At 72.3% G+C, this 26,755-nt stretch carries 26 protein-coding genes and 1 pseudogene; 19 read left to right on the plus strand and 8 right to left on the minus strand.

Annotated features, from left to right (window positions below; genetic code table 11):
* Positions 1–58 precede the first annotated feature (58 nt).
* Positions 59–1,051 carry a helix-turn-helix transcriptional regulator gene (locus WME83_RS09070; protein ID WP_437318864.1) on the minus strand — a complete coding sequence of 331 codons (993 nt, stop codon included), beginning with the start codon at positions 1,049–1,051 and terminating at the stop codon, positions 59–61.
* Positions 1,052–1,219: 168 nt separating this feature from the next.
* Positions 1,220–2,299: a hypothetical protein gene (locus tag WME83_RS09075; protein ID WP_437318865.1), complete on the minus strand. Its 1,080-nt coding sequence runs from the start codon at positions 2,297–2,299 to the stop codon at positions 1,220–1,222.
* Positions 2,300–2,815: 516 nt separating this feature from the next.
* Between WME83_RS09075 and WME83_RS09080 the strand changes: the two genes are divergently transcribed.
* Genes WME83_RS09080 through WME83_RS09090 form a run of 3 tightly spaced genes read left to right on the plus strand, consistent with a single transcriptional unit; the run spans position 2,816 to position 5,690 of the window.
* The gene (locus WME83_RS09080) at positions 2,816–3,751 is read left to right on the plus strand and encodes an ABC transporter ATP-binding protein (protein ID WP_437318866.1); all 936 of its coding nucleotides are present in this window, start codon (positions 2,816–2,818) and stop codon (positions 3,749–3,751) included.
* Positions 3,748–4,584 carry an ABC transporter permease subunit gene (locus WME83_RS09085; RefSeq protein WP_437318867.1) on the plus strand — a complete coding sequence of 279 codons (837 nt, stop codon included), beginning with the start codon at positions 3,748–3,750 and terminating at the stop codon, positions 4,582–4,584. The genes WME83_RS09080 and WME83_RS09085 overlap by 4 nt, the downstream gene beginning before the upstream one ends.
* 5 nt (positions 4,585–4,589) lie before the next feature.
* Positions 4,590–5,690 carry a hypothetical protein gene (locus WME83_RS09090; RefSeq protein ID WP_437318868.1) on the plus strand — a complete coding sequence of 367 codons (1,101 nt, stop codon included), beginning with the start codon at positions 4,590–4,592 and terminating at the stop codon, positions 5,688–5,690.
* 120 nt (positions 5,691–5,810) lie between these two features.
* Here the strand turns inward: WME83_RS09090 and WME83_RS09095 are convergent, their stop codons facing one another.
* Positions 5,811–6,368: an RBBP9/YdeN family alpha/beta hydrolase gene (locus WME83_RS09095; RefSeq protein ID WP_437318869.1), complete on the minus strand. Its 558-nt coding sequence runs from the start codon at positions 6,366–6,368 to the stop codon at positions 5,811–5,813.
* A 197-nt stretch (positions 6,369–6,565) separates the two neighbouring features.
* Between WME83_RS09095 and WME83_RS09100 the strand changes: the two genes are divergently transcribed.
* From WME83_RS09100 to WME83_RS09160, 13 genes and pseudogenes are all read left to right on the plus strand, one after another.
* Positions 6,566–7,108 carry a hypothetical protein gene (locus WME83_RS09100; protein WP_437318870.1) on the plus strand — a complete coding sequence of 181 codons (543 nt, stop codon included), beginning with the start codon at positions 6,566–6,568 and terminating at the stop codon, positions 7,106–7,108.
* Positions 7,105–8,055, plus strand: coding sequence for a phosphotransferase (locus WME83_RS09105; protein ID WP_437318871.1), 951 nt, complete (start codon positions 7,105–7,107; stop codon positions 8,053–8,055). The genes WME83_RS09100 and WME83_RS09105 overlap by 4 nt, the downstream gene beginning before the upstream one ends.
* A gap of 361 nt (positions 8,056–8,416) precedes the next feature.
* Positions 8,417–8,707: pseudogene (locus WME83_RS09110) on the plus strand (DUF1428 domain-containing protein); the annotation flags it as partial.
* Between the two features lie 21 nt (positions 8,708–8,728).
* On the plus strand, positions 8,729–9,271 hold the full coding sequence (locus WME83_RS09115) for a VOC family protein (RefSeq protein WP_437321979.1): 543 nt from the start codon (positions 8,729–8,731) through the stop codon (positions 9,269–9,271).
* A 208-nt stretch (positions 9,272–9,479) separates the two neighbouring features.
* Positions 9,480–10,376 (plus strand): STAS domain-containing protein, encoded by an 897-nt coding sequence (locus WME83_RS09120; RefSeq protein ID WP_437318872.1) that lies wholly within the window; start codon positions 9,480–9,482, stop codon positions 10,374–10,376.
* 410 nt (positions 10,377–10,786) lie between these two features.
* Positions 10,787–11,035, plus strand: coding sequence for a hypothetical protein (locus WME83_RS09125; protein ID WP_437318873.1), 249 nt, complete (start codon positions 10,787–10,789; stop codon positions 11,033–11,035).
* A 129-nt stretch (positions 11,036–11,164) separates the two neighbouring features.
* The gene (locus tag WME83_RS09130; RefSeq protein ID WP_437318874.1) at positions 11,165–12,694 is read left to right on the plus strand and encodes an amidohydrolase family protein; all 1,530 of its coding nucleotides are present in this window, start codon (positions 11,165–11,167) and stop codon (positions 12,692–12,694) included.
* Between the two features lie 403 nt (positions 12,695–13,097).
* On the plus strand, positions 13,098–14,381 hold the full coding sequence (locus tag WME83_RS09135; RefSeq protein ID WP_437318875.1) for a hypothetical protein: 1,284 nt from the start codon (positions 13,098–13,100) through the stop codon (positions 14,379–14,381).
* A gap of 41 nt (positions 14,382–14,422) precedes the next feature.
* Positions 14,423–15,505: an ABC transporter substrate-binding protein gene (locus WME83_RS09140; RefSeq protein ID WP_437318876.1), complete on the plus strand. Its 1,083-nt coding sequence runs from the start codon at positions 14,423–14,425 to the stop codon at positions 15,503–15,505.
* A gap of 49 nt (positions 15,506–15,554) precedes the next feature.
* Entirely contained in the window at positions 15,555–16,415 is an 861-nt protein-coding gene (locus tag WME83_RS09145) for an ABC transporter permease (protein WP_437318877.1), read from the plus strand.
* Positions 16,416–16,431: 16 nt separating this feature from the next.
* On the plus strand, positions 16,432–17,214 hold the full coding sequence (locus WME83_RS09150) for an ABC transporter permease (RefSeq protein ID WP_437318878.1): 783 nt from the start codon (positions 16,432–16,434) through the stop codon (positions 17,212–17,214).
* A gap of 20 nt (positions 17,215–17,234) precedes the next feature.
* Complete coding sequence (locus tag WME83_RS09155; protein ID WP_437318879.1) at positions 17,235–17,990, plus strand: ABC transporter ATP-binding protein; 756 nt, start codon at positions 17,235–17,237, stop codon at positions 17,988–17,990.
* Between the two features lie 130 nt (positions 17,991–18,120).
* Positions 18,121–19,284, plus strand: coding sequence for a sigma-54 interaction domain-containing protein (locus WME83_RS09160; RefSeq protein WP_437321980.1), 1,164 nt, complete (start codon positions 18,121–18,123; stop codon positions 19,282–19,284).
* A gap of 151 nt (positions 19,285–19,435) precedes the next feature.
* Here the strand turns inward: WME83_RS09160 and WME83_RS09165 are convergent, their stop codons facing one another.
* Positions 19,436–20,452: a hypothetical protein gene (locus WME83_RS09165; protein WP_437318880.1), complete on the minus strand. Its 1,017-nt coding sequence runs from the start codon at positions 20,450–20,452 to the stop codon at positions 19,436–19,438.
* Positions 20,453–20,719: 267 nt separating this feature from the next.
* Positions 20,720–21,178, minus strand: a complete 459-nt coding sequence (locus WME83_RS09170) for a thioredoxin family protein (RefSeq protein WP_437318881.1) — start codon at positions 21,176–21,178, stop codon at positions 20,720–20,722.
* Between the two features lie 110 nt (positions 21,179–21,288).
* Here WME83_RS09170 and WME83_RS09175 point away from each other — a divergent pair, with 110 nt between their 5' ends.
* Positions 21,289–21,549, plus strand: coding sequence for a hypothetical protein (locus WME83_RS09175; protein WP_437318882.1), 261 nt, complete (start codon positions 21,289–21,291; stop codon positions 21,547–21,549).
* Positions 21,550–21,683: 134 nt separating this feature from the next.
* Here WME83_RS09175 and WME83_RS09180 read toward each other — a convergent pair whose 3' ends face one another.
* Entirely contained in the window at positions 21,684–22,142 is a 459-nt protein-coding gene (locus WME83_RS09180) for an SRPBCC family protein (RefSeq protein WP_437318883.1), read from the minus strand.
* 298 nt (positions 22,143–22,440) lie between these two features.
* Between WME83_RS09180 and WME83_RS09185 the strand changes: the two genes are divergently transcribed.
* Both WME83_RS09185 and WME83_RS09190 read left to right on the plus strand, forming a co-directional pair.
* Complete coding sequence (locus WME83_RS09185) at positions 22,441–23,724, plus strand: glycerophosphodiester phosphodiesterase family protein (protein WP_437318884.1); 1,284 nt, start codon at positions 22,441–22,443, stop codon at positions 23,722–23,724.
* 114 nt (positions 23,725–23,838) lie between these two features.
* Entirely contained in the window at positions 23,839–24,261 is a 423-nt protein-coding gene (locus WME83_RS09190) for a DUF1992 domain-containing protein (RefSeq protein WP_437318885.1), read from the plus strand.
* Between the two features lie 22 nt (positions 24,262–24,283).
* Here the strand turns inward: WME83_RS09190 and WME83_RS09195 are convergent, their stop codons facing one another.
* Together WME83_RS09195 and WME83_RS09200 are read right to left on the minus strand one after the other, a co-directional pair.
* Positions 24,284–25,087 (minus strand): phosphatase PAP2 family protein, encoded by an 804-nt coding sequence (locus WME83_RS09195; RefSeq protein ID WP_437318886.1) that lies wholly within the window; start codon positions 25,085–25,087, stop codon positions 24,284–24,286.
* Entirely contained in the window at positions 25,084–26,748 is a 1,665-nt protein-coding gene (locus WME83_RS09200; protein WP_437318887.1) for a M16 family metallopeptidase, read from the minus strand. The genes WME83_RS09195 and WME83_RS09200 overlap by 4 nt, the downstream gene beginning before the upstream one ends.
* Between the last annotated feature and the right edge of the window lie 7 nt (positions 26,749–26,755).

The following is a 26,755-nucleotide window of genomic DNA, read 5'->3' on the forward strand; positions in this document are numbered from 1 at the left end:
CGCTCGCAGCGACGGCAGCTCGGGCGCGAGGGAGGCGCGGGACCTCCGCCGGGCAGCGCTAGGTGACCTGCGACGGAGGGACGCCGAACCGCTCGCGAAACGCGGCCGCGAACTTGCTCGGATTGGCGTAGCCCACCCGCGCCGCCACCTCGCTCACGCTGTACCGTCGCTGCCGCAGGAGGCGGTGGGCCTCGTCCAGGCGCCGGTCGCGAAGGTAACCGTAGACGGTGTCTCCGAAGAGCGCGCGGAACCCGGCCTTGAGCTTCGCCTCGTTCAGCCCTGCCAGCCGCGCCAGATCGGGCAAGCGCGGCGGGTCGTCCATGCGGGCGAGCACGATCTGCCGGGCTCGCTCCAGGCGATCGACGTCGTGCGTCGAGAGCACCGACGACGCCGCGCGTTCGCTCTCCTCGAGGCGGTCCACCATCACGGCCAAGAGCTCGAGGCCCTTCGCTTCGAGGTAGAGCTGGCGCGAGGCGCCCCGGGCATCGCAGTGGACGAGCTCGTCGATCAGCTGGAACAGCGCAGGCACGACGGGCTGGGCGTCGCTCGGATAGGCGCGCGGGCTGGCCAGCACCCGCTCCACCGCGGCGGGCAGGACCTTCGTGCCGAGCAGCTCGCTCAGCCGCGCGCGGTCGATCTCGAGCGAGAGTTGCTCGTGATCCCGGTCGACCGCGCGGTCATCGAAATCGAACCGCAGGCGCACGGGTCGCTTGATCTGGCTGACGTGGAACGTGCCCCCGTCGAGGCGGTGGAGCTCCCCCGCGCTGGTCGTGAGCCGAGGCCCAGGCCCTCGCACCACGACGAACTTGAGCCGCGAGGCCCCATGGTCGAGCGCCAAAGACCACGGGCGCTCCCACCGGAGCTTCGTGACCGTCAGCCCGATCCCCGAGCGCAGCGCGGTGGACCGGGTGAACCCCGCGCGGTCCTCGATGTCCCAGCGCATCTGTCGCTCGACGGGGCTGAGCGCCTCGACCGCCGTGGCGCCGTTCAAGACCCGATCCGCGAACCGATCGAGGTCCGCGTCGCTGCCGTCGAGGGTCACCGCGCCCATGCCGCGCAGCCTATCACGGGCCCTACGGCCGGTTGCCTGTCGGTCGGTGCGGTCCTCCGCACCGACGGTGGCCAACGGCGGCCAGCGCAGGGCGCGCTCGGGGCGTCGACTCCTGCATTTGCTGATGGCGCTCAGCCCACGGATGCTGCTCTGGGGCGAGATCGAGGCTCAGCCCGAGCGAGCGCGCCTCGCGAGCACCGCGCCGGCGATCTCGGCCTCCGGCTCGACGTCCGCGTCGTCGGGCGGCTCGACCCAGGGGTGGGTGAGGCGCTCGGGGCGCACCTGCGGCACGGACGGCCGCGGGCCCGCGGTGGCCTGGCGCGCCTCCTCGGCCGCGATCTCCAGCAGGCTCTCGCGGCTGATGCTCACCAGCTCGACGCGCAACGCCTCGGGCATCGAGCCGGGGCGCGGCGGCTGCAGCAGCTCGGCCTCGATCGCCGCCAGGGTCTCGTGGCCCACCGACGCCATGCCCACCCGGATCTCGGGCGCCGACGACAGCGCCCCGCCGAGCTCCCGCGCGACGGCGGCGTGGCTCTCGCGGCCGAGCGCCGCCTCGCCGATGCGGAGCTCCGGCGACGACGCCGCGGGCGCGGGCGGACATGAGGCGCGCGGCGGGGGCGCGTCGCGGAGCACCACCGGGCGCGCGAGCGAGCGGGGCGGCCCGCCGTTGGCCAGGAGGACCAGGCCCGCGACGGCGCTGCGCCTGGCCGGCGGCGACGGCGGCGCGGCGCGCTTCGCGGGCGACGGCTCGCGGACGGCCGCGACCGCGCGGGTGGACGGCGGCGGCTCGCGGACCTCGACGACCGGGCGGCGCGCGGAGGCGGGCGGCGCCTCCCCGCGCGGGCGCGACCGGGTGCGCCGCTGCCCCTTGTGGACCGGCCGCGACGCCGCCGCGGCCGCCTCGTCGACGGCGCGCAGGCCGTGCTCGAGCGCGGGCCACACGCCCTGGCGGTCCGCCCACGTGGGCATGACCACGCAGAGGATCACCTCGCCGGCCACGCCGAAGTACACGTCGATGGGCGCCGCGCCCCCGTACGGGACCAGGTCCTCGCGCGGCAGCTCCACATGACCGAGCCGGCCCTGGCCCCCGAGGCCCAGCGCTGCCTCCACGATCCGCCTGCGGCCCTCCTCGGACATGTCGCGCGGCGCTCGCCGGGTGACGAGCCTCCCCCGCCGGGTGATCACGAAGGCGAAGTCCGCGCCCGCAGCCACGTAAGTCCGGTCCGAGATCTCGTCGAGATTCGCCACATTCGCATCCTACACGATCCCGGGCGGCTGCGTCCGACAATCGTGTCTATCCGGGTCGATCGTGTCCCACACAAGCGAGAATCGAGGACGCTGGTTGGAAGATTGCCAGTAGGGTGCAATCGTGCGCTGCGCTGCCCTGCTGAGCCGCCATGGTGGATTCCATCACGCGAAAGGGAACCGTTCTTTTCATTGGCTGTGCGGCGCGGCGTCGGGTCGCGCTCGGAATCGAGGTCCTCTCCCATCACAGCGCTGTCCAAGGCATCGACTTCTGGGGTTGTATCGAGGGCACCACCTCCACGTACTACGCTCTCCGGTACCAGGAAGGCGTCGTGCGGCCATGACCTGCGGATGGACTTCTTCGGTCGCAGCGAGTGACCCCCGAAGGCCGTACGGCGCGGCCAGACAGCGCGATTCTTCCGCGCCAATCGGCACGGCGCGCACCGGATGGCCGGCCCTGGCGGCGCAGGCGAGCGCCCGACCCCTGCGGCTCCCGCCCGCGTCGGCTATGCTCCCGCCGTGCTCGCCATCGAAGCCGCCGCGCTCCGCAAGACCTACGCGGGCCTCTTCCGGCGGGAGGGCCACCAGGCCCTGGCCGGCCTCGATCTCGTCATTCCCCGCGGCGCCGCGTTCGGCCTCCTCGGCCCGAACGGCGCCGGCAAGACCACCTTCATCAAGACCCTGCTCGGCGTCGTCCGCCCCACCTCCGGCGTCGTCCGCGTCCTCGGCGGCGCCCCCGACGACCGCGCCGTCCGCGCCCGCATCGGCTACCTCCCCGAGCGCCTCCACCTCCCGCACGCCTTCACGCCGGTCGCCTTCCTCGCCAGCGTCGCCCGGCTCAAGCGCCTCTCGATGACCGAGGCCGCGCTCCTCCGCGACCTCGCCCGCGTCGGCCTCCGCGACAGCGCAGAGCGCCGCATCGGCGGCTTCTCCAAGGGGATGAAGCAGCGCCTCGGCCTCGCCGCAGCCCTGCTCGGCGCGCCCGACCTGCTCGTCCTCGACGAGCCCACCGACGGCATCGACCCCCTCGGCCGCGCCGAGATCCGCCGCATCCTGACCGAGGAGCGCGCCCGCGGCGCCACCCTCTTCCTCAACTCCCACCTGCTCTCCGAGACCGAGCGCGTCTGCGACCGCATCGGCATCCTCGCCGGCGGCCGCCTCGTCCGCGAGGGCGCCCTCGAGGCCCTCTGCGGCAGCGCCACGCGCTACCGCGCCCGCTTCGCGCCCGGCTGCGACCCGGCCGCGCTCGCCCCGCTCGGCTTCGTCGCGCGCGACGCCGACGGCGCCTTCACCTGCGACGCCGGGAGCCCCGAGGACCTCAACGCCCTGCTCGACGGCGCCCGCGCCCGGGGCGCCCTGCTCATCGAGCTCGCCCGCGACATGCGCGACCTCGAGGACGTCCTCGCCGAGGCCCTCGGCGCGCAGGGCAGGCCGAGCTCCGGAGCGCCGTCGTGACGACCGTCCTCGCCGTCGCGCTCGACCTCGTCCGCGAGGCCGCCTCGCGCCGGTGGTTCCTCGCCCTCGGCGCCGGCATCACGCTCCTGCTCGGCGTCGCCGGCCTCACCCTGCGCATGGACGTCGTCGACGGCGCCCTCGCCGCCACGCGCCTCTTCGGCCAGGTCGTCCCCACCGACATCCGGTCCGTCGACGTCGCCCTCCGGCCCATCTTCCGGGCGGCGGCGTACGTCATCTTCTACGGCGGGCTCGGCTTCGGCGTCCTCGCCTGCGCCGACTTCGCCCCGAGCCTGCTCGCGCCCGGCCGCATCGAGCACCTCCTCGCGCTCCCCGTCCAGCGCTGGGAGCTGCTCGCCGGCACCTTCCTCGGCGTGCTCGCCCTCGCCTTCGCCGGCGCGCTCTACGGCGCGGGCGGCTTCACGCTCCTGCTCGCCGTGAAGACCGGCGTCTGGACGCTGCGCCCCGTCCTCGCCGCCTTCCTCGCGAGCGTCACCTTCGCCGCCCTCTACGGCGCCATGCTCGCCGTCGCCGTGTTCGCGCGCAGCGCCGCGCTCTCCGCCGCGACGGGCGGCGCCCTCTTCGTCGCGGGCATCGTCGCCGGCTACCGCGAGCGCCTCTCGACCTTCTTCGAGGCCGGCGCCCCCCGCGCGCTCTTCCGCGCCGTCACCGCGCTCCTGCCGCGCGTCTCCACGCTGGCCGACACCTCCGCCGAGCTCGCCGCCTCGGCGCCCGTCGCGGCGCTCGATCTCGCGAGCCAGCTCGCGGGGATCGCCGTCTTCGGCCTCGCCGCGGTCGCCTTCGGCATCTGGGGATTCGAACAGAAGGATTTTTGAGCTCCATGCGCCACCGAGCCTGGCTCCTCGCTGCGGTCCTCCTCCTCGGCCTCGCCGCGTGGCTCATGTCGCGCGGCGACGTCGAGGCGACGCCCCCGAAGAAGGCGCGCGTGGAGTTCCCGCGCGGCCCGCGGGAGCCCGAGCTCGAGCGCAGCCTGCGCCGCCGCACGCTGCCGTCGCCGGTGCTCGACCCGAGCGCGGCGCCGAGGCCCTCGCGCGACCCGCTGCTGACGGCGCTGCCCACGGACAGGGCCACGTCGGCCGTCGTCTTCGAGGCGAGCGCCATCAAGGAGTCGCCGGCCGGCAAGCTCTGGCTCGACTGCATGCTCGCGAAGCTCGAGATGGATAGCTTCGACGATCTCGAGGACGAGTTCGGGATTGACGTGCTCGAGGACATCGACCGGATCGCGGCGACGTCGGGGCCCCTCGTGGTGGTGTCGGGCCAGTTCCCGTCGGCGCGCTTCGATTCCCTGCGGGGGAGCCGCCGCGCGTACGGCGCGCGGGGGGCGCTGTTCGAGGACGAGGAAGGGCCCTCGCCGGTGTTCGGCCGCTGGGGCGACGGCCTCCTGCTCGTCGGCAGGGACGCCGAGGCGGTCGAGGCCGCGATCGACAGGCTGGAGGACAAGGTGGCGCCTGCGCCGCCGGTGATCCCCGAGTGGGCGAGCTATGGAGATGCGTACGGGGTGCTCTCGGCCGACGACGTGGCGGAGCTCCTCGAGGGGAGCGCGCCGGACATCGCCGAGCGGCTGCGCGGCGCGGTGGGCCAGGTGGAGCTGCACGTCGACGCCTCGGAGGACGTCGCGATCGTGGCCGACGTGACGGGGCCCGTGGCGGCCGACGTGGACGATCTCGGCAAGACGCTCGGGACCGCGCTCTCGCTGGCCCGGCTGAAGGCGCAGTCGGACGGGGAGGAGCAGCTCGTCGAGCTGCTCGACCTGGCGCGGGTGAGCCCGCGCAACGGGCGCTTCTCGATGGATCTCGCGCTGCCGCTGCCGATGATCCAGAAGGCGATGGGCCGCTGCGTGGAGCGCCGGAGGGGCGGCGGGGCGCCAGGCGAGGAGGGGACGGGAGAGACGAGGGGAGGGGAGGGCGGAGAGGCGCGGTGACCGCCCGCCAGCGCCCGTCTGGCCGCAATCCGCTAGATCGGATGAATTGCTTGAGTCCGAGGCGAGCCGCGCCTAGGCGCGACGGCGCGTAGACAAGGCGGCTCGTCAGCCATCGCCGCGTCAGGGGTGAAACACCCGTGAGACGGGCTCGCCGATCAGCGCGGCGAGGATCCGCTCGCCGTCGGGCCATGGCCCGAAGCCAGCGTCGGTGTTGATGTGCCCGCACGGCCCAGCGTGGATCAGCTCGCTCCCCCAGGCGCGCGCGAAGGCCTCGGCTCGCTCCGGGGTGCAGTAGGGATCGTTCGCGCTCGCGACGACCGCCGAGCGGAACGGGAGCCTGACGCTGGGCAAAGGGTGGAACGTCGACGCGTCGCGCGGATGGCTCGGAGACTCGGTGTCGGCCGGCGCGACGAGCAGCGCGGCGCGCACGGGCCGCGCGCCCGAGGCCGCCCAGTGGACCACCGTGCTCACACCGCAGCTGTGCGCGATCAGCACCGGAGGGGCGGCGCTGCCGGCGACCGCACGATCGAGCGCCTCCACCCACGCGCGCCGGTCGGGATGATCCCAGTCGGGCATCTCCACGCGGCGCGCGCAAGGGAGCTTCTGCTCCCAGAGCGTCTGCCAGTGGCGAGGCCCCGAGCCGGAATACCCAGGAACCATGAGCAGCGGCGGCATCATGCGAATATCTTCCACCTGGCGCGCCCGGGCGCGAAGCGCTATCGTCGTCGTTCTGGGTGCGCAGGGGCGCCCTCCCCGCCGGAAAGAAGCCTTTCACCCTGCAACGCGACGATCGCGGGTCACCTCGCACCGTCATGAGCACGTCGAGATCCTCGGGCCGAGGGAGCGGGCAGCGGCTGATTCGAGAGGAGACGTCCATGATCGATCCCGTTCGCGAGCTGAAGATCCGCGCCGAGCTGCTGCACAAGCGGCTCGCGTCGAACGACGCGAAGGCGCGCTCGCGCCTGCGCGCGCTGCCCGAGCTGGTGCGCGCCGACGAGGCCGCGCTCGCCGCGGCCGTTCCCGGCATCCGCCGCAAGCATTGCCTCGCCGTGGTCGCGCGCGAGTGCGGCTTCTCGAGCTGGGAGCGCGCGCGCCTCGCCCTCGCGGGAGAGCCCGGCGCGCCCGAGCTCGGGACCTTGCTGTACGGCCGGGATGGCGGCGTGCTGCACCACTGGTTCGCGACCTACGACGAGGCGCGTGCCCACCTCGAGGCGCTGCCGCAGGCGCCGCGCAGCTATCTCCTCGCGTACAAGCGCCACTTCTTCGTCGCCGATCGCGCGTTCGTCGCGTCGCTCGGGCTCGATCCCGACGACCCGGACTGGCGGGCGATCGGATGGGACTGGGCGCGGCCCGCCGACCTCGCCGCGCGGAGCCGCCTCTACGCGAAGCGGCTCGCCGCGACGCGGGGGGCGGCATGAGCGCCCCGGCGCTGCACCCGGACCTCGCCGCCGCGATCGAGGCCGCGTTCCCCGGGCGCCCGGTGACCGACGTGACGCCGCTGTCCGGCGGGTTCTCCGGCGCCACGCTGCTCGCGTTCGCGGTCGACGGCGCGCCGTACGTCGCGAAGCGCTGCGCGCCCGATCCAAGCGATCCGGGGCGCTTCGCGCGCGAGACCGCGTGCATGCGCGCCGCCTCCGAGCGCGGCGTCGCCCCGCGCCTGCGCCACGCGGACGCGCGGGCGGGCGTCACGATCATGGACCGCATCGCCGGTGCGCCGCTCCGCCCGGCGCGCGACCCGGCGCTGCTCGGGCGGGTCGCGGCGACGTTGCGGCGGCTCCACGACGGTCCGCCGTTTCCGCGCGGCCCGTCGCGCATGGACTTCCTGCGCTCCCTCGACGCGCAGTGCGCCGCGCTCGCGGGCGTGGGCCTCCCGGCGGAGCTCGTCCGCACCGCCGGCGAGCTCGAGCGGGCGAGCGGGCCCCACGCGCACGCGGCCCCGTGCCACCGCGACGTCAACCCGAACAACGTGCTCGTCGCGGCCGACCGCGTGTACCTCGTCGACTGGACCACCGCGGGCGCCGGCGATCCGTTCGTCGATCTCGCGCAGCTCGGCGTGTTCGCCTATCCGCGGCCCGAGCAGCGCGAGGCCCTCCTCGAGGCGTACCTCGGGCGGCCCCTGGGCGACGACGACCGCGCGCGGGCGCGCGTGGCGCGCGCCATCGCCCTCGCCTACTACGCGGCGGGCTTCTTCGTCGCGGCAGCGCGCCGCGGCGGGCCGCCCGCGGACGAGGAGCCCCGCCCGCTCGCGGAGGTCCTCGCCGCGTTCGGCGCCGCGCCGGAGCGCACCCACCCGGGCACGGTCGCCGCCGCCCTCCTGCGCGAGATGCGCCGGGAAGCGCAGGACGTCTCGCGCGGTCGGCCGTGACGTCTCGCTGAAGGCACGGGCGCGGCCGCCCCGCGGCGTTCGCGGTCGTCTCGACGCTGCGCCGCGCTGAAGCGGCGGCGCGTCGGCGCCAGCTCGACACGACCCGGCAGCGGCGCGGCAGGACAGGGAGGCTCGAAGAGGAGATCGGGAGTCGCCCCTCTCCGAGGGGCGCGCAGGATGCATTCCGAATGCGCGTCTCGCATTCTCCCTCTGCGGGCCGTCGATCGCCGCCGTCGGGCTATTGGCCGCGATCGGCTCGGCGGACCCCGAAGCGATCGATTCTCATCCATGGTCGAGCCCGCCGTTCGTCTGGACCCGCCGTGCTTGACGCCCTAAACGGCAGGTCTGCATAATCGCGTCCATGAGCTACATCGACGGTTTCGTGACTCCGGTGCCCACGGGCAAAAAGGAAGCTTATCGCGAGGTCTGCGCGCAAGCCGCGCAGGTCTTCCAGGAGTATGGTGCGACGCGCGTCGTCGAGTGCTGGGGCGACGACGTCCCCGATGGCAAGATCACCGACTTCAAGGGCGCGGTGAAGGCCGAGGCGGGCGAGACCATCGTGTTCTCCTGGATCGTGTGGCCCTCGAAGGAGGTGCGCGACCAGGCGAGCGTGAAGATGAGGGACGATCCGCGCATGCAGATGACGGAAGCGCCGCCGTTCGACCCCAAGCGCATGATCTGGGGCGGGTTCGCGGTCCTCTTCGACTCGGGCGGCGAGGAGCGCAAAGCGGGCACCCGGGTCCAGAAGATCACGCCGCACCTCTGGTATGCGAAGGAGGCGGAGGAGGCGGCCCGGTTCTACGCGTCGATCTTCCCCGACTCCCGGGTGGACCGCGTGACCCCGCTGCCGAGCGACACGCCGGGCGGCCCCGCCGGCTCGGTCAAGGTCGTCGAGTTCACGCTGTGCGGTCAGCCCTTCATGGCCATCAGCGCCGGCCCGCTCGACCCGTTCAACCACTCCATCTCGTTCGTGGTGAGCTGTGACGACCAGGCCGAGGTGGATCGTTATTGGAACGCGCTGCTCGAGGGCGGCTCCGCCGAGCAGTGCGGCTGGCTCAAGGACAGGTTCGGCGTGTGCTGGCAGATCGTGCCGACCGTCCTCGGGGACCTCATGGCCGACCCGGATCCCCAGAAGGCGCGCCGCGTCTCCGAGGCGATGCTCAAGATGGTGAAGCTGGACATCGCCGGCCTCAAGGCCGCACACGAAGCGCGCTGAGCGCCGGCGCAGGGCCTACAGCCAGCAGCTCGGTCCGACCGGAGGCGAGCAGCTGCCCGAGCGAGGCGTCGTGGCGGTCCGTCCCGCACCGGGCACGTCCCGGCGATGGCGCGCACCTCCCCGCGCCGGCAGCACACGTGCGGCGCCGCTTCGGTCGCCGCCGGTCCTCCTTCTTTGATATAAGTCCAGGACAGAACCAGGGGTCCGGATGTCCTGTGACGTGAATTACAACGATGTCGCTGCCGAGAACGAGCGCCTGAGGCAGCGCATCCGGGAGCTCGAGCATGCCGAGGAGGAGCGGGCTCGCCTCCAGGAGGCGTTGCGCCGGAGCGAGGAGCATGTGCGCCTCTTCGTCACCTACACACCGGCAGCGTTCGCCATGTTCGATCGTGACATGCGCTACGTCATGGCCAGTCAACGTTACCGGGCGGAGTTCGGCCTGGGCGACCAAGAGCTCGTCGGCCGGAGCCACTATGAGATCTTCCCCGACGTCCCCGAGCACTGGAAGGCGATCCACAAGCGCTGTCTCGCGGGGGCCTCGGAAGGGAATGATGAGGAGCCCTTCCCGCGGAGCGACGGGCACGTCGAATGGGGGATGTGGAAGATCTTCCCGTGGTACGCACCGAACGGCGAGATCGGCGGGATCATGCTGTTCACGGAGGTGATCACCAAGCGAAAGCAGCTCGAGGACCAGCTCCGGATGCAGGCGAAGACGCTCCTGGAGCTGTCGGCGCCCATCGTGCCCATCAGCCAGGGTGTCCTCGTGCTGCCGCTCGTGGGCGCGCTGGACACGGCGCGGGCGGAGCAGATGATGGAGAACCTGCTGGGCAAGGTGGTCGAGCGGCAGGCGCGGGTGGCGATCATCGACGTCACGGGCGTGCCGCACATCGACACGGCGTCGGCGAACGCCCTCCTGCAGGTCGCGCGGGCGGTCCGACTGCTCGGGGCGCAGGTCGTCCTGACGGGCATCCGACCCGAGGTGTCCCAGGCGATCGTCAGCCTCGACATCGACCTCTCCGGCATCGTGACCCGCCGCGACCTGCAGAGCGGCATCGCGTTCGCGACCGCGACGAACCAGCCGGCCGCGCCGCCGTCCCCGCGATGACGCACCCCGCTCGGGGGCTGCTGCTGGAGCAGCACCCCCGCAGCACACGCCTGCTGCTCCAGCAGCACGGGGTCATCCGGTATAACGGATCCGCGTCTTTCGGAGCGGACATAAGCCTGGTACGCGGCGTGCAAAACGGAAGCAACAGCGGAGCAACGCTCGTCGATCTGCTCTTCTGACCGGGTGCGCCGCGCGCGTTGTGACCCGCTGATCTTCCTTCGCCATCGGGAGGCGTCGGGCTCTTCAGGCCCTCTCTGTCTTTCCCCCGGGACGGCGCTCAGGAGAGAGCGGTCGCGCTCGCGACGCGGAGCGCTTCGGTCGGCTTCCGCCCGGCCTGCCCTGCTGGGGCCGGCGGCGGTTTGGTCCGCCCAATGCAATGCGTCAGGGCGAGCGTTCACGTGAAGACAGCCATGAAAGACCCCGTGATCGCGCTCGATGCGATCCCATCGATCCTCGCCAGCACGACCGTGACGAACGCCCATCCAGGCGCGCCGGCCGTCGTGCGGCGCCGCGCCGCGACGAGCGCTGCCATCGGCGCGCCGGCGCAGGCGCGCTCCTCCCTCCGGCGCTCGCCGCAGGCAGCGCCCCGCCGGGTCGGCGCTCACGTCGAGCGATGGACGGCCACGCGCTGTCCGAGCGCCGCGCTCGCGGCGCTCTAGCTCGAAGGCCTCTCACGTTCTCAGCACAGGAGCGGTCGCCCCTCGGCGCGCCGCCTCATGCGCCTTGATCGCGGCTGCCCCCGCGCCGGAAGCGAGCGCGCGGCACGGCCGCACCCTGGAGACATCGTCATGAGCATCTCATCCTCTCATCTCTCGCTGAAAGACGGCAAGAAGACCTCCCGCTCGCGCGCGGTGCGAGACAAGCTCGATTACCCGGTCATCGACACCGATCTGCACACGATCGAGTTCGCCCCGATCCTCGAGGATTACATCGCGAAGTACGGCGGCGCGAAGTACGTCGACGAGTTCCGCCAGGCGATCAACCGGGGCTTCGGCTACCTGAGCAACGAGTGGTACGATCTCACCCCCGAGCAGCGCGCCGCGCAGCGCTCGGTCCGCCCGCCGTGGTGGGCCCTGCCGACGAAGAACACGCTCGACCTCGCCACGGTGTCGCTGCCCAGGCTCCTGCACGAGCGGCTCGGCGAGTCGGGGACGGACTACGCGGTCCTGTTCCCGAACGTCTCCACGTTCGCCACCCACGTCGGCAAGGAGGATCTGCGCCGGGTGCTCATCCGCGCGGTGAACGCCTATCACGCCGACGTGTACCGGCCGTACGCCGACCGCCTCACGCCGGTCGCCGCGATCCCGCTGCACACGCCGGAGGAGGGGGTCGAGGAGCTCGAGTTCGCGGTGCGCGAGCTCGGCCTCAAGGTCGCGCTCATCCCGGGCAACCTCCGCCGGCCGATCCGGGCGGTGGCCGAGAAGTACCCGTCCCGCCACCATCCGGACGTCGCGCGGCACGCGAACTGGCTCGACACGTTCGGCGTGGACAGCGAATACAACTACGACCCGTTCTGGGCCAAGGCGGTCGAGCTCAAGACCGTGCTGACCACCCACTCTGCCGGTATGGGGTGGACCAGCCGCAGCTCGTTCTCGAACTACATGTACAACCACATCGGCCACTTCGCCTCCGCCTCCGAGGCGCTCGCGAAGTCGCTGTTCTTCAGCGGCGTGACCCGGCGGTTCCCCGATCTCCGCGTCGGCTTCCTCGAGGGCGGGGCGGCGTGGGGCGCGACGCTCTTCGCCGATCTCGTCGGTCACTGGGAGAAGCGCAACGGCCGGGCCGTCCAGAACTACAACCCTGACCTGATCGACGCGAAGCTGCTCTACGCGCTGTACCAGCAGTACGGCGGGCAGGAGGTCGAGGCGCGGCTCGGCGACATCAACGCCGTCCTCGGGGGGGCGCTCGGCGTGTCGAACAACTCGCGCCGCCAGCCGCAGGACCCGGCCGCGCTCGACGACTTCGCGGCGGCGGGCATCGAGCGGATCGAGGACATCCGCGATCGGTACGTGCCGAACTTCTACTTCGGCTCGGAGGCGGACGACCCGACGATCGCGTACGCGTTCAACACGAAGGTCAACCCGCTCGGCGTGCAGCTCAACGCCTTCTGGGCGTCGGACAGCGGGCACTGGGACGTGCCGGATCTGACCGAGGTCCTCGCCGACACCTGGAGCCTCGTCGAGCGCGGGGCGCTCACGGAGGCGAACTTCCGCGATCTCGTGTTCACCCATCCTTACAACTTCTTCGCCGGCAAGAACCCCGGCTTCTTCGCAGGGACCGCGGTCGAGCAGAAGCTGCCGAAGAGCAAGGCGGCCTGACGGCGATGCGCAGCGCGGGGCTGACGGAAGCAGCCCCGCGCGGCGGTGATGACGAATCTAACGAACCTCTTTGGATCCATTCATGCGTCTGCTTGAACGTTCAAGAACAGCTTTCCCCACGATCCTCGCGACGGCCATCGCCCTTTGCGCGACCGAGGCGAGCGCCCAGAACCCGCCCGGCAGAGCCCAGGGGGAGCGACCCGCGGCGCCAGCGGGCGCGGCCCCGGCGCCAGCGGGCGCGGCCCCGGCGCCAGCGGGCGCGGCCCAAGCGCCAGCGGGCGCGGCCCCGACGCCAGCGGGCGCGGCCCCAGCGCCAGCGGGCGCGGCCCCAGCCGCGACACCGGGCGCCGCCGCGCCGGGCGCCGCCGCTGCGGCGCCTGCGGCCCCCGGCGCAGCCCCGGGCGTGCCGTCCCCGGTCTCGGCGCCCGCGGGGGACGCGGCCGCGGAGACCTTCGTCGAGCCCGATCCCAACGCCGTCACGCGGGACGACCTGCAAGGGCTCGTCACCGACCTCGAGAACTTCAAGTTCCAGTGGCAGCGCGAGCGCGATCTCCACACCGCCATCTCCACGCGCTCCCTCACCATCGGCGGCGTCGTCCAGACGCGCATCGGGTGGTCGGAGCAGCCGGTGACCACGGCGACCTCGAACGATCGCAAGGTGACGTTCGACACGGGCGCCGCGCTCCTCTCGTTCAACGGCATCCTCTACAAGGACTACGAGGAAGGGCGCAACCTCACCTACTCCCTCCGCTTCGGCGCGTCGCCCCAGCAGGCGAGCAACAACAGCTTCCTCAACCTGCTGGACGCGCAGCTGTCGTACTCCGTGCTCCCCACCCTCGCCCCCGAGGACTGGGTCTTGCAAATCACCCTCGGACAGCAGCTCTTGCCGTTCGGGCTGGAGGTGCCGGCGAGCGAGGAGCTCAAGCCCGTCATCACCAACGCGCAGTTCACGACGCGGCTCGGGCTCAACCGGCGCGAGCTCGGCCTCATCGTCCGCGGCGACATCCTGCCGCAGGTGGACTACGGCTACAACTACCGGGCGCCCATCCTCGCCTACGCCGTGGGCCTCGTCAACGGGAGCGGCCCGAACACGCCCGACGACAACAGCGAGAAGGACATCATCGGCCGCCTCGCGTTCACCGTGCCGTCCGACTACAACTCCATTCTCCGGCAGATCACGCTGGGCGGCAGCGTGTACATCGGCTGGCAGAACACGTTCCTCAAGGACGAGAAGAAGACGCTGTCCGGAAAGGGCGCGAAGCGCAGGTACGGCGGCGATATCTACTACAACCACTACCCGATCGGCGTCACCTACGAGTTCATCTACGGCCAGGACGACGTCACGCTCGGGACGACGCTGGAGGACCCCCAGAAGACGAGGCTCTCGAGCCTGTCGCACGTGGCGACGTTCTTCTACAACTGGGGTGAGCAGTTCCTGAGGGGGTACCGGAACCAGGGTCGATACGACGACTGGTGGCCGAAGACCTACCAGCCGTTCATCCGCGTCGACCTCTTCGACCCGAGCACCGAGGTGCTCGAGAACCGGGTCGACGTCTACACCCTCGGCTTCAACGTCTTCTTCGCGGAGACGACGAAGTTCCAGCTCAACTTCAACCGACGGGACGACCGCACGAACAAAGAAGGGGCGCAGCACGAGCTGCTCGCCCAGCTGCAAGGCGGCTTCTGACGCGTCCCGCGGCGCGCAGCCATGGATTCGGAGAGGAAAGCATGAGACGAGCACTTATCATTCTACAGATCTTCATCGCGGCGCTCTTGACCTTCTCGTCGCACGCGGCCCGGGCGGACGCGCCGCGCGTCATCCGCGTCGCGTTCGCCGGCGTGGGCATCGGCAACCGCCCCTTCGTGGGCGGCAGCAGCCTCAGCGTGGTGCACGCGCGCGGGCTCCTCGAGGAGGAGTTCAAGAAGGACAACATCAAGATCGAGTGGTCCTTCTTCAAGGGCGCCGGCCCCGCCGTCAACGAGGCGTACGCGAACAACCTCCTCGACTTCGCGCTCCAGGGAGACCTGCCGTCGAGCATCGGCAGGGCAGGGGGGCTCAAGACGAAGCTGCTCGCGGGCGTGTCGACGCGCCAGCACACGTACCTGGCCGTCCCCTCCGACTCGCCGATCTCGTCGCTCGCCGACCTCAAGGGGAAGAAGGTCGCCCTCTTCAAGGGCACGAACCTCCAGCTGGCCGTCAACAAGATCCTCGCGGGGAGCGGGCTGTCGGAGCGCGACCTCCGGATCCTCAACATGGATAACGCGACCGCCAAGGCGGCCCTGGCCACGAGGGACATCGACGCCGCCTTCGGCGGATACGACCTCCTCACGCTCCAGGACCAGGGGATCGCGAAGATCGTCTACACGACGAAGAACGACTCGCCGGCCTACCTGCGCCACGCTCACCTGATCGTCACCGAGGAGTTCGCGAACAAGTACCCGGACGTGACCAAGCGCGTCGTGAAGGTGGTCGTGCAGGCCGCCCACTGGATCGCGCAGAACGAGGCCAACCCGGCGCCGATCTACCAGCTCTGGTCCAAGTCGGGGACGCCCTACGCGAACTTCAAGGCGGACCAGACGGGCGACTCGCTCAAGGTGCGCGCGAGCCCGCTGTTCGACGAGTTCCTGATCTCCCGCTACAAGGCGGCTGCCGCCGACGCGAAGCGCTTCGGCCTCATCAGGAGCACGTTCGACGTCGATTCGTGGATCGACCTGCGGTTCCTGAACGCCGCGCTCAAGGAGCTGAACCTCGAGGGCTACTGGCCCGAGTTCGACGCGAACGGGAAGGTCAAGCACCCCGGAAGGCAATGAGAGGAGCGCGCGCGGCACGGCGCACGGCCACGATCGAAAGGCAACCAAGATGACGCAGCAGGGAATCCAAGAAAGCCAGCCCCAGGCCGCCTACAAGCTCGCGGCGCCCGAGGTGGCGCTGCCCGCGGGCGGCGCCGCGCGGCTCCTGTCCCGGCGGGTGGGCAACGTCGCCGTCGGGCTCATCTTCCCGGCGGCGCTCCTCCTCGCGTGGAGCTTCGCCTCGCAGCGCGAGCTGATCCCGCCGCAGATCCTGCCGGCGCCGGGGCTCGTCTTCCAGACGCTGACCGAGCTCGCGAGCTCGGGAGATCTGCACACGAACATCGCCATCAGCCTCGGGCGCGTCTTCGGCGGCTTCGCCGTGGGCGGCGCGGCCGGCCTGCTGCTCGGCGTCGCCATGGGGCTCTCGCGGCGGATCGAGGACTACGTGCACCCGCTCTTCAAGGCGCTCGCGCAGGTCCCCGTGCTCGCGTGGCTGCCGCTGTTCATGATGGTGGTGGGCATCGGCGAGTCGCTGAAGCTGATCCTCATCGCGCAGGCGAGCCTCATCCCTGTCGCGCTCAACACGCTCCAGGGCATCAAGAACGTCCCTCGATCCTACATCGAGGTCGCCCGGGTCTTCCGGTTCAGCAACGTCCAGCTGCTCCGGAAGGTCGTGCTCCCCTCCGCGGTCCCGTCGATCGCGGTCGGCATCCGGTACGGCCTCACGCAAGCGTGGCTGTCGCTCGTGACGGTCGAGCTCCTCGCCTCCTCCGAGGGCGTCGGGTTCTTGATCGTCTGGGGCCGCCAGCTCTTCCAGCTCGACGTGGTGCTCGCGGCGATCCTCGTCGTCGGCGTCCTCGGGCTCGTCCTCGACAAGGGGCTCGAGAAGATCGAGGCCCGCCTCCTCCGCTGGCGGCGCGCCGCCCTGTGACACCGAGGTCCGAACGATGAGCGCCATCACGCAAGCTCTGGTCCAGCCGCGGCTGCGGCGCGGCCTGGTCCTGCCCATCTTCGTCGTGTTCGCCTGGATCGTGGTCTGCCGCTACGAGCTCGCCAACACGCGCATCCTCGTCCCGCCGCTCGCGGTGTGGGAGGCCGCGAAGGCCCAGCACGAGAGCGGGGAGCTGTGGGCCCACCTCCGGGCCAGCCTGGGCCGGGATCTCCTCGGCTTCGCGCTCGGGACGCTGGCGGGCACGGCGGTCGGCGGCCTCCTCGCGCTCTCGCGCACCGCCGACAGGCTGTTCTCGCCGAGCTTCCACGCCGCGAAGCAGGTCGCGCTGTTCGCGTGGATCCCGCTCATGTCGGTGTGGCTCGGCGTGGGCGAGCAGGCGAAGGTCGCCTTCATCGCGCTCTCCGCCTTCTATCCGGTCGTCGTGAACACCTACGAGGGCGTGCGGAGCGTCGGTGTCGAGCACATCGAGGTGGCGCGCGTGCTCCGCTTCTCGCGCTGGCAGGTCGTCCGCAAGGTCGTCCTGCCGTCCGCCGCGCCGTCGCTCTTCGCGGGCGTCCACCAGGCGCTCATCTATGCGTGGCTCGGCACCCTCGGGGCCGAGTACCTGCTCGAGCCCGCGCCGGGCATCGGCAGCCTGATGGTCGACGGGCGCGAGCGCTTCGCGATGGACGTCGTGCTGGTCGGGCTGATCGTGTCCGGCGTCGTGGGCTTCGGCCTGAACCTCTTGGCCACGGCCGCGGAGGAGCGCCTGCTCCGCTGGCGCGTCCGCGGCGTGTGAACATCTTCGAGGAGGAATCCATGAGCTCGCCTGGCGTCATCAACATCCGCGATGTGAACAAGAAGTACGTGGTCAAGGACGAGTCCCTGCAGGTGCTCCAGGGGATCGGGTTGACCATCCACCCCGGCGAGTTCATCAGCGTCGTGGGCACGAGCGGTTGCGGCAAGTCCACGCTCCTCCGGCTGCTCGTCGGGCTGGACACCGAGTACGAGGGCGACATCCTCGTCGGCGGCGCGCGCGTCCAGGGGACGAGCCTCGACCGGGGCATCGTCTTCCAGGAGCACCGGCTCTTCCCCTGGCTCACCATCGAGCAGAACGTCGCGCTCGGGCTCGAGAACTCGGCGTGGACGCGGGCCGAGAAGGCCCGCGCGGTCGATGATCACCTCGAGCTCGTGGGCCTGTCGGCGTTCAAGCGGGCCTACCCGCACCAGCTCTCCGGCGGGATGGCGCAACGGGCGGCGATCGCGCGCGGGCTGGTCAACCGGCCGGGGCTCCTGCTCCTCGACGAGCCGTTCGGCGCGCTCGACGCGCTGACCCGCACGAAGCTGCAGCAGGAGCTCCAGCGCATCTGGCAAGAGGAGAAGATCACCATGATCCTCGTCACGCACGACGTCGAGGAGGCCGTGTTCCTCGGCGATCGGGTCGTGGTGCTCGAGCCGAGGCCCGGGCGGATCAAGCGCGTCGTCCCCGTCGGCGTGCCGCGCCCCCGGTCGCGCACCGATCACGACATCAAGGCGCTCACCGACGAGGTGCGCGGCTACCTCCTCGAGGCGTAGCTCGAGCGGCCCCGGGTCCGTCCGGGGCCCCCGGTAAGGCTGCGCCGGAGAAAGATCTCTGGCGCACGCCAGGGTCGTCCGTTATAATGGACGGAACATCCGCTATCATGGTGAGTAAAGCCCGATGACGATGCCGTTGCTCACGCTTCCCAACCCGAGCTCGCTGGCTCTTTCTCTGCGCGCGAAGGCGCTGGTCTTCGAGGATCCCCGGTCGCAGGCGCTCCTCGACCGGATCCGTCAGATCGCGCCCAGCGACGCGACGTTGCTCGTGACCGGGGAGACCGGCACGGGCAAGGAGCTCGTGGCGCGTCACATCCACGCGCTCAGCCACCGGCGGGGCCGGCCCTTCGTGGCGGTCAACTGCGGTGCCTGGTCGGAGTCGCTGGTCGAGAGCGAGCTGTTCGGCCACGAGAAGGGCGCCTTCACCGGGGCGACGACCTCGAAGGCCGGGTGGTTCGAGGCCGCGGACGGCGGCACCCTGTTCCTCGACGAGATCGGGGATCTGTCGCTGCCGCTCCAGGTGAAGCTGCTCCGCGTGCTGCAGGAGCGCGAGGTGGTGCGGCTCGGCTCGCGCCAGCCGATCCCGATCGACGTGCGCCTCATCGCGGCGACCAACGTGAACCTGGAGGAGGCGGTGATCGCGCGGAAATTCCGCGAGGATCTCTTCTACCGGCTCAACGTGGCGACGCTCTCGCTCCCGCCGCTGCGCGAGCGGCCGGGCGACATCCTGCCGCTGGCGCGGTTTTTCCTCGATCTGTACGCGCAGCGGCTCGGCTCGGCGCCGGCCGCGCTCTCGGCGGAGGCGACGGCGCGGCTCCTGGAGCACCCGTGGCCCGGGAACATCCGGGAGCTCGAGAACGCGATGCACCACGCGCTCCTGGTCTGCAGGGGGCATGAGGTCACGCCGGCGGATCTGCGCCTCACGGCGCTCCAGCCGAAGGCGGGGACGAGCCCTCCGCCGTCGGATCGGGCGGGCGCCGAGGCCGTGTCCCAGGTGCGGCCGACGCCGCAGGCGACGTCGCTGGAGGGCGCGCTGCTCGCGCTGTTCGAGCAGAACCTGCCGAACCTGCACGAGCAGATCGAGGAGACGATCATCCGGACGGCGTACCGCTATTGCGATCGCAATCAGCTCCAGACGGCGAGGCTGCTCGGTATCAGCAGGAACATCGTGCGCGCCCGGCTCGCGCAGTTCGGCGAGCTGGCGCGCTACCGCGCGGTGCGCGGCGGGGCGGCGGGCGCGGCGTTCGGGCGAGGGGAGCCGAGCACGTCGTCGCGCGCGCCAGGGACGAGCTAGGGAGCGCGTCGCTCGGCGGCGGCGCGCCTGCTCGGGGAAGCGGGGCGCGTCCGCTCGGCGGCGGGGCGCGTCCGCTCGGGGAGGCGGGTGCGGTCGCGCAGCTGCTTGGATCGGCTGAGGCGCCTCCGGCGCGGTTCGCGTCCGGCGTGGTTCAGGAGCGCGACGCGGGGGACGGTCGGGAGCGAGCCGGCGTGCGGGGGCGAGCCCGCGCGCTCTGGGTCCTCGTCCCGAGGGCCTCGCGCACGGTCGTCGCGGTGGCGGCCTGCGCGATCCACCGGTCGAGCTTCGCTGCGTCGGCGCAGGCCCGGATGCGCGCTTCGTCGTCCTGCGAGGGCGAGAGCCCGCGCGCCCGCAGCAGGGTGAGCAGCGCGTCTTGGCGGCCCTCGGCCCGGCCCTTGGCCTCGCCCTCGGCCCGGCCCTTGGCCTCGCCCTCGGCCCGGCCCTTGGCCTCGCCCTCGGCCCGGCCCTTCTTCCGCCCCTGCGCTTCGAGGAAGAGGCGCAGCTTCCTGGCGGCGGGGGTTTCCGGGATCTTGTCGGGGTTCATCGAGGCCTCCCTGAGGAGCTCCAGCATCCGCTCGCTGAGCACGGAGAGGATCGCACGCTGCTGGGCCCGTCGCAACGCGCGCGGCAGCCGCTCGGTCAGCTCGAACGCCCGCTCGACGACGGCGCGCGCCCCGGGCCCATGGCGGTGCTGCATGGCCCACGCCGCGAAGAGCGCGAGCTCCGGGTGGCGCTCGTCGAGCAGCGCCTTGCCCTCGTCGGCGCCGAGGTGGAGCACGACCGGCCTGAGCTGGAGCTCGGTCCCGAGGCGCGTGCGAACGCACGCGACGCGCTCGGCCCAGCGGGCGACGGCGCGGCGCGCGGTGATGACGATCACGTCGCCCAGCGCGCCGGTCTGGCTGAAGAGCAGGCTGGCCGCGAGGGGCCACCGCCTCCGCTTGGCCGGGTCGACGCCGCGCTGCAGCTCGACCAGGACCCAGCGGCGCCGGCCGCCCTGAAGCACGAGATCGAGCCGCAGCTCCGCGGGCTTCACGAAGCGGAGCGTGGCGTCGGCCGGCTTGAGGCTGCGCGGGAGCTTCACGCCGGTGAGCTTGGAGACGAGCGCGCCGAGCAACCCCGGTTGCTCACGCAATGCGACGATCAGGACCTCGTGCGGTGTGCTCGGCACGCGCCGTGACTACGCCGAGAGGGCGGTCGCCGGCCAAGTTCTGTTCGCCCACCCGCGCTCACACCATTGCGGCGCATCGGGGCCACGCAGAAACCGAAATGGGCGCGTCGAGCAGAGCGGAATCAACGGGCCCTCACCGCCGCGATTGCTTCACCGCCGCGCGGCGCCCGCTAGGCGGAGAGCGCGCCGGTGGTGTCCACCCGGCGCGCTGCGTGTCCCGCGTCTCTCGACGAACGGCCCCGCTCCCGTCCGGCGCGCCGCGCGGGCTCATGCGTGGCTTGCGCGCGAGGAGGGCTGTCCGGTCTGGCTCGCGATCCAGCGCTCCAGATCGGCGCGCGAGGTCACGCCGCTGCGGCGATCGAGCTCTCGCCCTCCGTGGAAGAGCACGAAGGTCGGCACCCCCTGAATGCGCCGGCGCCCGGCCTCCACCGGATCGGCGTCGGTGTCGAGCTTGAGGACCAGCACCGTGCCCGCGTTCCTGCGGCCCAGCTCGTCGAGGGCCGGCGCCACGACCCGGCACGGGCCGCACCACGTGGCCCAGTAATCGACGAGGACGGGGACGGGAGAGCTCGCAATCGCCTGCTCGAGCGCGGCCCCGTCCACCGGCTGCGGAGCGCCCGTCGTGTCGAGATGCGCCTTGCAGCGGCCACAGAGGGGTCGATCCTTGATCCGCTGGTCCGCGACCCGGTTCATCGAGCCGCAGTGGCCGCAACGGTAGATAGCCATGCTCCTCCTCCTTGCCGTCGCCGCGTGACGCGGCATTGCGAGGAACTTGGGGCTGGCGGCCGTCTTCGCAACCAGGGGCTTTACAGTCAGCGATCGGGCTCCAGGGTGACATGATGAAACCCACGAACCAGCACGCAGGACCGAGCAAACAGGCTGAGCAGCAGATCGGCAGCGAACAGCAGGAGCCGGGGGCGCCGACGCGGCAGCTCGACGACGAGACGACGCAGGGATCGAGCGACGTCGAGAAGATCGCTCGCCAGCAGGGCGCCTCGCAGCGGGGATACACGGCGGACGGACCGCACGAAGACCGGCCGGCGCAGTTCGATCCGGCGCACCCCGGGGGGCGGCCCGAGGGCGATCCGCGTCGCTGACGCAGGGCAGGGGCTGCGGTCCCCGCGCGTCGCAGGGGCTGCGGTCCCCGCGCGTCGCAGGGGCTGCGGTCCCCGCGCGCGGCGCGACGGGGCGCGCCCGACGATGGCCGCCGCGGCGGCTGGAGGCGGAGGAGCTACTGCGGCGGGGCCTCGCAGGCCCGCCGCGTGACCTCGTGCCGGTAGTCGAACATCCGCTCCAGCTTGCGCCGGACGAAGCGGCCGCCGCCGAGCCGGCCGAGGGCCCCGAGCGGGAGCTCGTACTCCACGTGGTCGGTGAGATAGCAGCCGCCTGAGCCGTCGGGGTCCATGCGGTGGGTGTGGACCCAGCGCTTGAAGGGGCCGCTGCGCTGCGTGTCCTGGAACATCCTGCCCTGCTCGTACCGGGTGTGCTCCGCGACCCAGCGCACCGGGACGGGGCCGACGCGCGATTCAAGGACCACGCGCGCGCCGACGAGGATGCCGCCAGTCTTCTCCAGGACGCGCGCCTTCTCCCAGGGGGGCGTGAGCCGCTCCAGCGCGTCGGGCTCCTCGTGGAAGGCGAAGACCCGCTCGGGGGGCGCGGCGATGCGCGTGCGCTTCTCGAAGATGGGCATGGCGCGAGCATGGATCGCGGCCCGCCGGCGCGCCCGCGCCGCCTCCGCCCGCGCGCTGACCGAGCGCGTTCTCCCTCGGGCTCGGCGCGCGCTCGGAGGCGCGACGCGACCCACGGGGGCCTGCGCGCCCGGATGCCGTCCGCGCTCGCGTGCCGCCCTCGATCGCCTCCCGCCCTCCGGAAGCGACGGCACGCGGGAGAGGGCGGAGATGTCGCCTCCTTGTTTCGCGCAAGACACATTCGCACAGGAGCATGCGCGGAACGTCCGAGCTTCAATCCATTCACAGAGGGAGTGCTCCATGATCCAGAAGAGCGCCAGAATTGGCACCGCCTTGGCGCTTATCGCGCTGCCCGTCGTTGCGACGAGCGCTTGCTCCGGCGATGAGTCGCTGCAGCCCGCGCGCCGGCCGGAATCTCCGGCCGAAGAGGCCGCGCCGCAGGGCGTGCAGCTCGGCCCGCGGCCGTACTACCTGGTCGAGGACATGGACGACGGGGAGCTGAAGGAGCAGCTGATGGCGTGCTCCGAGGGGCCCTTCGAGCGCACCGATTTCTCGATCGGCCATCGCGGCGCGTGCATGCAGTTCCCCGAGCACACGAGGGAGTCGTACGAGGCGGCCGCTCGCATGGGCGCCGGCATCGTGGAGTGCGATGTGACCTTCACCAAGGATCGCCAGCTGGTGTGCCGTCACGCGCAGTGCGATCTCCACACGACGACGAACATCCTCGCGATCCCGGAGCTCGCCGAGAAGTGCTCGGAGCCGTTCGTCCCGGCCGACGCGGAGGCCGGCACGCCTGCGTCGGCGAAGTGCTGCACGAGCGACATCACGCTCGCCGAGCTCAAGCAGCTCTGCGGCAAGATGGACTCGGCGAACCCGGACGCCGCCACGGTCGAGGAGTACATGGCGTCGACGCCGGACTTCCGCACGGACCTGTACGCCACCTGCGGCACGCTGCTCACGCACGCCGAGAGCATCGAGCTCTTCTCGAGCCTGGGCGTGAAGTTCACGCCCGAGCTCAAGGCCCCGGAGGTGGAGATGCCGTACGAGGGCGACTACGCGCAACAGGACTACGCGCAGCAGCTGATCGACGAGTACAAGGCGGCCGGCGTCGACCCGAAGAGCGTGTTCGCGCAGTCGTTCAGCCTCGACGACGTGCTCTACTGGCTCGAGGAAGAGCCGGAGTTCGGCGCGCAGGCCGTGTACCTCGACAGCCGCGTCGACACGGCCGAGGGCTACGAGACGGCCGTCTCCGGGATGGAGAGCCTCGCGGCGCAGGGCGTGAAGATCGTCGCGCCGCCCCTGTTCGCGCTCGTGACGCTCGACGGCGACGGGGAGATCGTGCCCTCGGAGTACGCCGAGGCCGCCAAGGCCGCGGGCCTCGACATCATCACGTGGACGCTCGAGCGCTCGGGTCCTCTGGCGAGCGGCGGCGACTACTATTACCAGTCGGTCTCGGAGGGGATCGACAACGACGGCGACACCATGGTGATGCTCGACGTGCTCGCGCGCGACGTGGGCGTCCGCGGCGTCTTCTCCGACTGGCCAGCCACCGTGACGTACTACGCGAACTGCATGGGCCTCTGAGGCGCCGGGGATGGCCAAGGTCGAGAGCGTCCCCTAGAGAAGCGGCGCGGGGCGCGCGGCGCGCGGTTCCCCGGGGCCGGCGGCGACCGGCCATCGGACGGAGAGGACGGCAGCATGGCGTTCAGAGGGCTGGATCAGCTGGTCGAATCGCGCATCCAGGGCGCGATCGCGCGCGGAGAGCTCGACCGGCTCCCGGGGCAGGGCAAGCCGCTCAAGGAGGACGACCTCAGCGGGCTGAGCCGCGACGAGCGGATGGAGGTCCTGCTCGCGCGGTGCGCGGGGAGCGCGCCCGAGGAGGTGCAGCTCCTGCGGGAGATCGCCGAGCTGCGCGAGGCGGTCGCGCGCGCCCCCGCGGGGCCGGCGCGGCAGAAGCTCGCGCAGACGCTGGCGGACCGGACGCTGCGCCTCACCCTGCTGTTCGAGGCCTCGGGCAAGCACGTCCTGGTCAGCCTGCTCGACGGCGCGGCGCGGGCCGGCGCGAAGCTCGCTGCGGGGGCCGGCCCCGAGCCGCGACCTCGGCGCAGCCGGGAGCGGTGACGGCCCGGCCGGCGTCGCTCGATCAGAACGTCCAGGACCAGGTGAACGCGGCGGGCTCCGGCGTCGGCTCGGGCAGCGGACCTGGCGCATACGGCGCCTTGCTCGGCGCGATCGGGTGGATGGCCGCGATCGCGAAGCCCGTCACGTGGCCCAGGATCATGCCGGCGCCGACGTCCTGCCACGAGTGCGCGCCCGAGCCGATCCGCAGCGCCATCGTCACCACGGTGGCCGCCTCGGCGATGGCCAGCGCGCCGAGGCGCGGCGCGGCGTCGCCGGTCGTGCGCAGCGCGAGGTTGAGCCGCGCGCCCGCGATGGCGGCGACCGGGGTGGTGTGGCCCGACGGGAAGGCGTCGAAGTCGAGGTCGGTGTCCCCGCATCGATCGGTACGCCACGAGCGCGGCCGGCACCGGCCCGACAGGCGCTTGATCACGCTCGAGAGGCCGGTCGACAGCGCCGCGGCCTCGACCTCGATCAGCGACGTCCTGAGCGCCCGCGAGAAGGGGCGGCGGACGCCGGCGCCCGCGAGGTAGCCGCCCTCGAGGGCGTACCCGCTGCCGAGGACGAGCATCGTGCCCACGGCGGCGCCGGTGATGTCGCTGACGAGGCCGATGGTCTCGTTGCGCTCCTCGCTGGAGGCGGCGCCCCACGTCGAGCGGCGCTGGGGGAGCAGGTACGCCCCGAGCGAGGCCGTGCAGACAGCGGCGACGGCCACCTCGCCGCCCGGCGTCCCGAACGCCCAGTCGGGCGCCGCCGGGCCTGCCTGCGCGGCGGCCGTCGTGCACCACGCCAGCGCGCACGCGAAGGCGAGCGGCGCCGCGGCCCTCACGGCTTCTTCGCTGCGGGGGGAGCTGCCGGCTGCGCCGCGGGCTTGCCGGCCTGAGGCGCCGCGGGCTTGCCGGCCTGAGGCGCCGCGGGGGCCGCGGGCTTGCCGGCCTGGGACGCCGCAGGCTTGCCGGCCGCCGGCGGCCCGCCCGTCGCGGCCGGCGCCTTCTGGACGACGACCTCGCCGAGCTGCAGCGCCGAGAGCTGCTCTCCGACGGCGCCGGCGTCGCCCACCAGCACGACCCGGAGCTGCTCGGGCACGAGGTACTTCTGCGCCACCTGCTGCACGTCCGCGGGCGTGATCCGCTGGATCCGCGCGGGCCGCGTCGCGAACTCGTCGAGCGGCAGATCGTAGACCGCGAGGCTCGCGACCGTCGACGCGGTCGCGCCCGCGGTCTCGAAGCGGGCCGGCAGCTGGCGGATGAGGTTCGCCTTGGCGTCCGCGAGCTCCTCGATCGTGACCGGCTCCCTCCGCATCCGCTCGATCTCCGCGAGGATCTCCTTCACGGCGGGGCCGGTGTTCTCCCGCACGACGGCGCCGCCCGCCGAGAACGGGCCCGCCCCGTGGCGCATGTCGAAGCCGGAGCGCGCGCCGTAGGTGTAGGCGTGCTTCTCGCGCAGGTTCAGGTTGAGCCGGCTCGAGAACTGCCCGCCGAGGAGGGTGTTCATCACGAGGAGCGCGTCGTAGTCCTTGGTCGCGCGCGGCACGCCCGGCAGCGTCACCGTCACCGACGACTGCGTGAGGCCGGGCCGATCGACGATCACGACGCGCGGCGCGCCCGCCGCGAGCGCCGGCGGCTCGGCGGGGAGCTCCGCCTTCGCCGGCACGGGCGGCGCGCCGAGCGGGCCCTTCCAGGCGCCGAAGACCCGCTCCACCTCCTTCACCGCGTCGGCCTTGGTGATGTTCCCGGCGATGGCGACGGTCGTCAGCTCCGGCCGGAACTGCGCGGCGTGGAACCGCGCGAGGGCGCCGGCCGTGATCTTCTTCAGCGCCGCCTCGGTGCCGATCAGCGGCGCGCTGTACGGGTGAGCTCCGGGGTAGAGGACCAGCCCCTGGGCGATGGAGAGGAGCGACGCGGGCCGGTCGTTCAGCTCGGCGAGCTGGGTGATGCGGCGCGAACGCTCGCGCTCGATCTCGGCCGGCGCGAACGCCGGGTTCATGTACGCGTCGCCGAGCAGCGTGAGCATCTCGCCGAAGTGCGGCGTCAAGCTCTGGCCCTGCACGCCGCCGCCGTCGAAGTTGACCCCGGACCCGTAGTTCGCGCCGAGCTTGCCGAGCGCGTCGCTGAACTGGAGCGCGGAGCGGGTCTTGGTGCCCTGCGTGAGCATCGCCCCCGCGAACGCGCCGACGCCCGGCTCGGCCTGGTCGGCGCCCCGGACGGTGGTCACGTCCACCGCGACGATCGGCAGCTCGTGCCGCTCCACGACGAGGACGCGGATCCCGTTCGCGAGCTTCGCCTCCTCGATCCGGGGCGGCACGAAGACCACCTCCGGCCCGGCGGGCGGCGGCGAGCGGCGGAAGGCGTCCGCGGGCGCGGGGGGCTGCGCCGCGGCGGTGGGCGACGCGGGCGGCGCCTTGGCGGTCGCGGCGGGCGGCGCCGGCGGGTTCGAGGCGCAGGCGGCGAGCGCCGCGGCGGCGAGCGAGACGGAGAGGATTCGTTTCATGCGCATG

It is taken from the genome of Sorangium sp. So ce385, from assembly GCF_051474135.1.
Taxonomy (GTDB): domain Bacteria; phylum Myxococcota_A; class Polyangia; order Polyangiales; family Polyangiaceae; genus Sorangium; species Sorangium cellulosum_D.